The sequence below is a fragment of the Paucibacter sp. PLA-PC-4 genome (genome assembly GCF_026241155.1).
In the GTDB taxonomy this organism is placed as follows: Bacteria; Pseudomonadota; Gammaproteobacteria; order Burkholderiales; family Burkholderiaceae_C; genus Roseateles_E.
The window spans coordinates 1-2,122 of the sequence record NZ_JAPFGP010000048.1; the positions used below are offsets into that span (position 1 = coordinate 1).

At 62.3% G+C, this 2,122-nt stretch carries 2 protein-coding genes; both read right to left on the minus strand.

Features of this window, described 5'->3' with window-relative positions:
- The coding region (locus OOZ63_RS28775) for a 4Fe-4S dicluster domain-containing protein (protein WP_266009301.1) at nucleotides 1–602 on the minus strand (602 nt) is incomplete at its 3' end.
- A partial coding sequence (locus OOZ63_RS28780) for a molybdopterin dinucleotide binding domain-containing protein (protein ID WP_266009303.1) occupies nucleotides 599–2,122 on the minus strand: 1,524 nt, incomplete at its 5' end. The genes OOZ63_RS28775 and OOZ63_RS28780, both read right to left, overlap by 4 nt.

The window sequence follows — 2,122 nt, forward strand, 5'->3', positions numbered from 1 at the left end:
TAGATCGAGCCCGAGGGGCAGGAGGCCACACAGGCCGGGTTCAGGCAGTGCTCGCACAGCCGGGGCAGGTACATCATGAAGGTATTCTCGAACTGGCCGTAGATGTCCTTTTGAACCTGTTCGAAGTTGATGTCCTTGCTGCGCTTGGCGAATTCGCCGCCGAGGATCTCCTCCCAATTGGGGCCCCACTCGATCTTCTGCATGCGCTGACCGGTGATCAGGCTGCGCGGGCGGGCCGTCGGTGGTGCCTTACTCTTGGGGGCCGACTGCAAATGGTCGTAGTCGAAGGTGAAGGGCTCGTAGTAATCGTCGATCTGCGGCAGGTTCGGGTTGGCGAAGATCCGCATCAGGAGTTTCCACTTGCCGCCCTGGCGCGGCTCGATCTGGCCGTTGGCCTTGCGGATCCAGCCGCCGTTCCAACGTTCCTGGTTCTCCCATTCCTTCGGGTAACCGATACCGGGCTTGGACTCCACGTTGTTAAACCAGGCGTATTCCATGCCCGGCCGGTTCGTCCAGACGTTCTTGCAGGTGACCGAGCAGGTGTGGCAACCGATGCACTTGTCTAGGTTCAGCACCATGCCGATTTGGGCGCGGATCTTCATACGTGTTCTCCTTCGGTGGCGGCGAGTTCGTCGTCCATCCAGTCGATCTTGGACATCTTGCGCACCAGCACGAATTCATCCCGGTTGGTGCCGATGGTCCCGTAGTAGTTAAAGCCGTAGCTCAGCTGGGCGTAGCCGCCGATCATGTGGGTCGGCTTGGTGACGATGCGTGTCACCGAGTTGTGGATGCCGCCACGCGTGCCGGTGATCTCGGAGCCCGGCGTGTTGATGATTTTTTCCTGCGAGTGGTACATCATCACCATGCCGTTCTTGACCCGCTGGCTGACCACCGCGCGGGCCGCGATGGCGCCGTTGGCATTGAACAGCTCGACCCAGTCGTTGTCGACGATGCCGGCACTCCGGGCGTCGTCCTCGCTGAGCCAGATCACCGAGCCGCCGCGGTTGAGCGTCAGCATCATGATGTTGTCGCTGTACGTCGAGTGGATGCCCCATTTCTGGTGCGGCGTGATGAAGTTGAGCGCGATTTCCTTGTTCCCGTTGGGCTTTATGCCCTGCACCTCCACCAGGGTCTTCAGATCGACCGGCGGGCGGTAGCTCGTGAAGCCCTCGCCGAAGGCCTGCATCCAGGGGTGGTCCTGGTAGAACTGCTGGCGGCCCGTCAGCGTGCGCCATGGGATCAGTTCATGCACATTGGTGTAGCCGGCGTTGTAGCTGACCTTCTCGCTCTCCAGACCCGACCAGGTGGGGCTGGAGATGATCTTGCGCGGCTGCGCCTGTATATCGCGGAAGCGGATCTTCTCGTCCTCGCGGTGCAGGGCCAGGTGGGTGTGGTCGCGGCCGGTCTGCTTGCCCAATGCCTCCCAGGCCTTGACGGCCACATGGCCATTGGTCTCGGGTGCCAGCGACAGCACCACTTCGGTGGCATCGATATCGGTCTCTATCCTGGGCATGCCCTGGGTCACGCCCTCATCGCGCACCCGGCCGTTCAGGTCCCCCAGCTGCTCGACCTCGGTCTTGGTGTCCCAACCGATGCCTTTGCCGCCATTGCCCACCTTGTTCATCAAGGGGCCCAGTGCGGTGAAGCGCTTGTAGAGATTGGGGTAGTCGCGCTCGACCACGGCGATCTGCGGCGCGGTCTTGCCGGGGATCAGCTCGCACTGCCCCTTCTTCCATTCGGACACGCCGAAGGGCTGGGCCAACTCGGCCGGGCTGTCGTGCATCAGCGGGGTCAGCACCAGCTCCTTTTCGACGCCCAGATGGCCGACGCAGAGTTCGCTGAACTTCTTCGCGAAGCCCTTGTAGATCTCCCAGTCGCTCTTTGCCTGCCAGGCCGGATCCACCGCCGTGGACAGGGGGTGAATGAAGGGGTGCATATCGCTGGTGTTGAGATCGTTCTTCTCATACCAGGTGGCGGTCGGCAGCACGATGTCCGAGTAGAGGCAGGTCGTGCTCATGCGGAAGTCCAGCGTGACCAGCAGGTCCAGCTTGCCCTCGGGGGCCTTGGCATGCCACTGCACCTCCTGCGGCTTCGCGTCGTCCTTGCCGAGGTCCTTGCCCTG